We start from the raw sequence: 6,944 nt of genomic DNA, 5'->3' as shown, positions 1-6,944 counted from the left end.
CCATTCCGAACAGAGAAGTTAAGCCCCGCCGAGCCGATGGTACTGCGGTCACACGCGGGAGAGTAGGTAGCCGCCAACCCCCTTATGAACAGCCCCCCTGGTAACAGGCGGGGCTGTTCGCGTTTACACGGGTACCGGAGAAGGGACTTAGAGAAGGTGGATGCCCGGTCACCGGATGGTACTTGGCTTTTCAGGCCCGGTTTAATGAAATGGGCCCCGAAACGGAAGAGCAGTAGGACCTTGGGTTGGATGTCCCTCGGCGTTTAATGCCCGGTTTTCGGAAAACGGCCCCGAAACGGGAACATGCCGGAGTGAGACATCTCCTTATATTAGTACCTTTACATCGGACTTTATACTAATCCTCCTCAGTTATTAGTTCTAGAAGCAAATGTGTACCTTCACATGTAAACAGCTTTTAGTAAATGCTTCCTCTCATATCTGGAACAGCGATTGCTGCCACTCTGTTAATCTTCATTCACTTCTTTGGCCTTCGGTTGAGACAGAAGCTTGATTTTTCCCACATCCAGTTTTTGACGGCTCTGATCTCTAAAACCAAATCGGTGCGGAGAATAAACAATTACCTGCTGTTGTTCCTGCGGCTCCTGTTTGTTACGGCGGCTTTGGGGGCGTTTTTGCTATTTCTCTTTCAAAGTAAAAAGAACCTTGGTACTTCCGCCGCTGAAACATCGGTGATTCTGGACAATTCCTGGAGCATGCAAAGTTCTTCTTTAGAGAAGGGAAGAACCAAAGCGGAGGAAGCGGTTTCGGCTGCCAGAGGAATATCTTCCGGCAACTCCGTTCAATCTAATCAAATCGTAGCCACAGATTCTCTGTCTTTGCCTGAAAGCCCTACCTCCTTTGTCTCGGCACAGGAACTGATAGAGGGCATCACTGAAAAAAGTAGATCTACTACCACGTATCTTTTTTCCGATTTCCAGAAGTCGGGGTACCCGGTAGAGGTACTGAAAACCTTTCCTAAGAACCAGGCTATTACGCTGGTGTCAATGGCCAATAGCCAAACCCCCAATCTCTACATTGATTCTGTCTGGCTGGAACAACCTGTTCTGATGCCTGAGTCGATGGCTGATATTGCCGTTCGGGTAGTGGGAAGCTTGTTGGATAAGAGTAACCAGGTGAAGATTACTGCAGCTGAGGGGGAGCAATTGCTGGGCGCAACCCAGGTGTTGCTAGATCCGGGCCAGAAAGCAGTTGCGCATTTCAAGATTCCGCTCACCAAAAAAGAAGCCCGGCCGATCACCTTCTCCGTGGATGATCCTGAGACCACGTTTGACAATCAGTATTACATTGTACTGCCAGAACCGTCTTCTATTAATATCAAAGTAAATAGGTCGCTGGCAGGGAAAGATCCGGTGGTGCAGGCTTACAGGGCTGAACCGGCCTTTACGTTTTCCAAAGAAGTTACTAGTGGTTCGGGGTTGTGGATATTAGATATTCCGGCAGGCGGAGCTACTGCTGCATTGGCCACTCAGGTAAAGAATTGGGTGGAGAACGGCGGCTCTGTGCTGTTGATCCCGGGTGCCACTTTGCAGCAATCTTCTCTGAGTTTCCTGTCCAGTATTGGATTGCGGGGAATAAGCGAGGAAAGCAAAGAGGTGGGAGCTAAACCGCTCAAGCAACCCGATCTGTCCGATTCCTTTTTCCGGCAGATTTTCGAAAAAGAGGTCAAAAACATGAAAATGCCGGAAGCCACGCCCGTGCTTAGATGGCAGAGCTCCTTTCATACCATTCTTCGGTTCACCGATAATGCTCCCTTCCTGAGTACGTTTAAAGTTGGCAACGGAAACATTCATCTGTTTGCGTCTCCTGTCACCAATGCCTCCTCTCTGGTGGCGCACCCGTTGTTTGTCCCGGTGCTGTATCAGCTGGCGTTATCCACAGACAATGCTAAAACCGTCTTGTCTCATCAGCCCGCCAGTGGCAGTATCGCCCTCCCGATCAGGAACGAAGCGACTTCCAAGAATCCTTATGCGCTGCGCATGGGCAACCAGACCTTTATTCCAGATCAGCGGGTTCGGCAAGATCAGTTGTTCATGACGTTGCCTAAAGATGTGAGCAAGCCTGGTTTTTACCAACTGGTGAGAGACGGCAAAATCCTGGGCCAGCTTGCCTTGAACGTTCCGCGGGCAGAATCAAGGCTGGAAAGTTACAGCGTAAACGAACTGAAGGAAATCCTCGCCGATCATGGCGCCAATGTTCAGGTGATAGAGCCCAAAGAGCGGGTATCATTGCAAAAACAGCTGCAAAACGAAGCGAGCAACTCATCCCTTTGGAAATATTGCCTAATATTGTGTTTTCTGTGTCTCGTGATGGAGGCAGTCATTTTAAGCACTAAAAAAAGTGGATCTCCTATTTAAAGCGGTTACCATCGTTGATGCATCATCAGACCTTGACGGGCAAACAGTAGACCTTCTGCTGAAAGATGGGCAGATAAAACAAGTGGCTCCCTCCATTGAAGAGGCGAACGTGCAAGTTATCCCGGCCCAGGGCCTGCATTGCTCCATTGGTTGGTTTGACCTGAACGCCTTCAGCGGCGAGCCCGGCTACGAGCATCGGGAAACGTTGCAGAACTTCATGCAGGCCGCGGCTTTCGGCGGTTTCACCGAGGTGGCGTGTCTGCCCAACGTGAACCCCATCATCCAGACGCGTTCTACGGTGGAGTACTTTAAGAACATTTCTGCCGGAGGATTTGTGCGTTTACATCCTATGGCGGCGGTAACGCATGACATTGACGGAAAAGACTTATCCGAGATCCTGGACCTGAAAGCCGCCGGGGCCATCGCTTTCTCTGATGGCGCCGACTCTCTGCAGGCCGAGGACACCGTGCTGAAAGCCCTGGAGTACCTGAAGCTTTTTGGCGGAGTTCTCATAAATCAGCCCGTAAACAGAAAATTATCAGCGGGCGGACAAATGCACGAAGGCACGGCCAGTACGCGGTTGGGCCTGAAGGGAATTCCGGCCATTGCCGAAGAGGTGCAGATCACCCGCGACTTACAGCTCCTCAACTACACCCAGGGAAAACTTCACCTTACCCAGCTGTCTACCGCCGCCGGCATCAACGCCGTGCGGGCAGCCAAACAGCAAGGCTTGCAGGTGACCTGTGATGTGGCGGCGCACCAGTGCGCCTTTACTGATGAGATGATGGAGCCCTTTGACACCAATTACAAGGTCATGCCGCCGTTTAGAAGCGAAGCTGACCGCGCGGCCATCTTGGAAGGTCTGCAGGACGGAACCATTGATACCCTTGTCTCGGCGCACACGCCCTGGAACGAGGAAGCGAAAGAACTGGAATTTGACCTGGCAGATGCCGGCATCATCGGGTTGCAGACCGCCTTCTCCGTGGCAAACGAAACGCTGTCCTCGCATCTTTCCTGGAAAGAGATCGTGGCAAAGCTGGCCGTGCGTTCCCGCGAGATAGTAGCGTTGCCGGTGCCTACCTTAGCCGAGGGCGCCGCCGCTAACCTTACTTTCTTTCACCCCACCAAAACCTGGGTTTTTGACCAACGCCTGAATGCCTCGGCCGCCAAGAACAGTCCGTTCCTGGGGCGCGAACTGAAAGGGTGTGTGTACGCCACCTACCTGAACGGGCAACTCACGGTGAACCCCGCCTACCAAAACTAGAGAAGACGAAGACAGATGTTTGACAGAGCTGTTACCAATACCGCCATCAGATATGGCGTCACGGGAGGCATCGTGAGTTTTGTGTATATCATGATTCTGGCCCTCACCGGGTTTGAGAATGCCTATGACAACCCCAGCGAGTACTCCTCTACCTTTATCTTTGGCTCTATTTTCACTTTTCTGGCTCTTAAATACTTCAAGAAGTTTCATGACGCTGAGCTGGGTTTTGGGAAAGCTTTTAAGGTAGGATTGCAGACTACTTTCTTTCTGGCCTTCACCGCGGCCATGCTGCTCTGCATTTATTCTGTTTTTGCGGGCGAACAAATGATCAAAGAATATATTATCTTGAGTCAGAAACGAATGGAGTTGACCAGGCAGGAATTGCTACAGGTGATGGGAGAGGTAAATTATAAAAATGCGTACCAGAACCTGAATCAGTTGAACGCTTATATCCTGGCGCAGATCAGCTTCGTGAACAGAATGGTGGTGGGTTTCTTTATCAGTATCGTTTTAGGCGTGTTTTTCAGAAAGTAGTCCAAAAACCAAAACCAAGAATCATGAACGAACAAGCAATCATGCACGAGCCAGCCGTGACTCCCTCTTCTGTAGGCATACGCTATGGCGTCATCACAGCCTTTATCTCCATTATTTTCAGCCTTATCCTTTATGTGACTGGCCTTCATACCAACAAAGGGCTGTCTTACGCGAGCATGATCATTCCTATCATAGGGATTGTGTTGGCGTACAACTATTTCAAAAAGGAGAATGGCGGTTTCATGTCGTATGGCCAGGGGCTGGGCACTGGCACTATTGTAACAGCGGTTTCCGGGGTACTAAGTGGGCTCTTTACCTACATCTATCTGAAGTTTGTGGACCCCAACGTGCTGGAGCAGATCCGGAATTCCTCTATTGAGGAAATGGAAAACAAAGGGATGAGCGATGAACAGATTGAGCAGGCAGTAAGCATGACCGAGAAGTTTACCACCCCAGAAATGATGTTGGTGATGGGCTTGATAGGAGCAGTTATTCTAGGTTTCTTTTTGTCCCTTATTATTGCGGCTATCATGAAGAGAAGCCGTCCAGAGTTCGAGTAAAAAATATTCATGCAGCATAGAGTAGATATTTCTGTGGTAATCCCCCTTTTAAACGAGGCGGAGTCATTACCAGAACTTACCCAATGGATAAACCGTGTGATGGAATCGCACGGTTTTCTTTATGAGGTTATTTTAATAGATGACGGCAGCACGGATACGTCCTGGAAAGTGATTGAGGAGTTGTCAGCACAAAACCCAAACCTGAAAGGCATCCGGTTTAACCGCAACTACGGTAAATCGGCGGCCTTGAACGTGGGGTTCCGGGAAACGCAGGGCCGCGTGGTCATCACCATGGACGCCGACTTGCAGGACAGCCCAGACGAGATTCCGGATCTTTACCGGATGATTGTGGACGAAGGCTATGACCTGGTATCTGGCTGGAAAAAGAAACGCTATGATCCGTTGAGCAAAACCCTTCCCACCAAGCTCTTCAACGCCGCCACCCGCAAGATCTCCAAAATCAAACTGCACGATTTCAACTGCGGCCTGAAAGCCTATGATGAGCGGGTGGTGAAAAGCATTGAAGTCTACGGCGAGATGCACCGCTACATTCCGGTTATTGCCAAATGGAACGGTTTTGGCAAAATAGGCGAAAAAGTAGTGCAACACCGCGAGCGGAAGTACGGCACCACCAAGTTCGGGCTGGAGCGTTTCGTGTACGGTTTCCTGGATTTGATGTCCATCACGTTTGTTTCGCGGTTCAAGAAGCGCCCCATGCACTTCTTCGGGAGTTTGGGTACTATCTCATTCTTGATCGGTTTTCTGATCACTTCCTGGCTGGTCATCGAAAAGGTGTACTACTCTTTCCAGAACCAGATGGTCCGGAACGTGACGGATCAGCCGCTTTTCTTCCTGGCGTTGGTGGCGGTGATCGTGGGCGTTCAGCTATTTCTGGCTGGTTTCCTGGCCGAGATGATCTCCCTGGCAGGCAGACGGAAAGATGAGTACCTGATCCGGGACAACATCGGGTTCAGTTAAATGGCCCATATTGTCATCATTGGTCCCGCGTACCCGTTCCGGGGAGGGATTGCCGCTTCAAGTGAAAGCCTGGCGCGTATCTGGCAGCAGCTGGGGCACCAGGTGGAGATGTATACCTTCACCACTCAGTACCCGTCGGTTCTCTTCCCCGGGAAAACCCAGTTTGTAGAGGAGCCTGCCCCCCAAGATCTTACCATCTCCCGCAAGCTGAGTTCCATCAACCCGCTGACGTGGGTTTCTCTGGGCCGTAAAATCAGGCAGTTGAAACCAGACCTGGTATTGTTCCGGTACTGGTTGCCTTTCATGGCGCCTAGCTTAGGCACCGTGGCCAGAATCATCAAAGGGAATAAACATACCAAAGTCGTAGCGCTCACCGATAACGTGGTGCCCCATGAAAAGCGGCCCGGCGACAAAGCGCTGACCCAATACTTCGTGGATGCCTGTGATGCCTTCGTGACCATGTCGGCTACGGTTACGCAGGAGCTGAAGACCTTCAACCAGACCAAGCCTATCCTGAGTAGGCCGCATCCCATCTATGACACCTATGGGCCGAAGATGGCACGGGCAGATGCGCTGCGGGAACTGCATCTCCCCGAGGGGAAGTACATCCTGTTCTTCGGGTTCATCCGGCATTACAAAGGATTAGACCTGCTGCTGGAAGCCATGAAAGACCACCGCCTTCAGGAGAGAGGCATCAAACTGATTGTAGCCGGAGAATACTACGAGGCACCCGATACCTACCAACGCATCATAGAGGAAGGTCATCTGCAAAGCCATGTGATTCTAGCCACCGAGTATATTCCGCATGAGAAAGTGACGGCTTACTTCTCCGTAGCCGATCTGGTGGTTCAGCCGTACCGGCACGCTTCCCAGAGCGGCGTCACGCCCATCGCTTACCATTTTGAGGTACCCGTGATTGTCACCAGTGTGGGAGGACTAAAGGAAATGATCCCCGATCAGAAAGTAGGCTATGTGGTGGAAGTAAACCCCAAGGCTATCGCAGACGCCATAGAAAGGTTTTACCACGAAGGAAATGCAGAGGAGATGGTCCTTAACATAAAAGAAGAAAAGAAGCAGTACACCTGGGAAGCTCTTGCGGGAGCCATCATGGAAGCTGCCAACTTATCACCTTAAAAAGAGGCTGTTATCAGAAAAGGAGGCCTAAAACAGAAAGCCAACATCAACCAGACATAACCAGAAACAGGAAAGGGAGCTTACGGGCTCCCTTTCCTG

Annotated in this window: 6 protein-coding genes and 1 rRNA gene; all 7 read left to right on the top strand. The window is 50.9% G+C overall.

Annotated elements, in window-relative coordinates; genetic code table 11:
* A 5S ribosomal RNA gene (rrf, locus tag H7U12_RS23030) occupies positions 1-79 on the top strand; the annotation flags it as partial.
* A gap of 343 nt (positions 80-422) precedes the next feature.
* Entirely contained in the window at positions 423-2,375 is a 1,953-nt protein-coding gene (locus tag H7U12_RS13765; RefSeq protein ID WP_186638875.1) for a BatA domain-containing protein, read from the top strand.
* Positions 2,359-3,639: a dihydroorotase gene (locus H7U12_RS13760; RefSeq protein WP_186638873.1), complete on the top strand. Its 1,281-nt coding sequence runs from the start codon at positions 2,359-2,361 to the stop codon at positions 3,637-3,639. The genes H7U12_RS13765 and H7U12_RS13760 overlap by 17 nt, the downstream gene beginning before the upstream one ends.
* 15 nt (positions 3,640-3,654) lie before the next feature.
* Positions 3,655-4,173, top strand: a complete 519-nt coding sequence (locus H7U12_RS13755; protein WP_186638871.1) for a DUF4199 domain-containing protein — start codon at positions 3,655-3,657, stop codon at positions 4,171-4,173.
* Positions 4,174-4,196: 23 nt separating this feature from the next.
* Positions 4,197-4,733: a DUF4199 domain-containing protein gene (locus H7U12_RS13750; RefSeq protein WP_186638869.1), complete on the top strand. Its 537-nt coding sequence runs from the start codon at positions 4,197-4,199 to the stop codon at positions 4,731-4,733.
* 9 nt (positions 4,734-4,742) lie between these two features.
* On the top strand, positions 4,743-5,711 hold the full coding sequence (locus tag H7U12_RS13745; protein WP_186638867.1) for a glycosyltransferase family 2 protein: 969 nt from the start codon (positions 4,743-4,745) through the stop codon (positions 5,709-5,711).
* Complete coding sequence (locus H7U12_RS13740) at positions 5,712-6,845, top strand: glycosyltransferase (RefSeq protein WP_186638865.1); 1,134 nt, start codon at positions 5,712-5,714, stop codon at positions 6,843-6,845.
* Positions 6,846-6,944 lie beyond the last annotated feature (99 nt).

Source organism: Rufibacter sediminis, assembly GCF_014269285.1.
Classification (GTDB): domain Bacteria; phylum Bacteroidota; class Bacteroidia; order Cytophagales; family Hymenobacteraceae; genus Nibribacter; species Nibribacter sediminis.
This window is presented reverse-complemented; position numbering and strand designations above follow the sequence as displayed.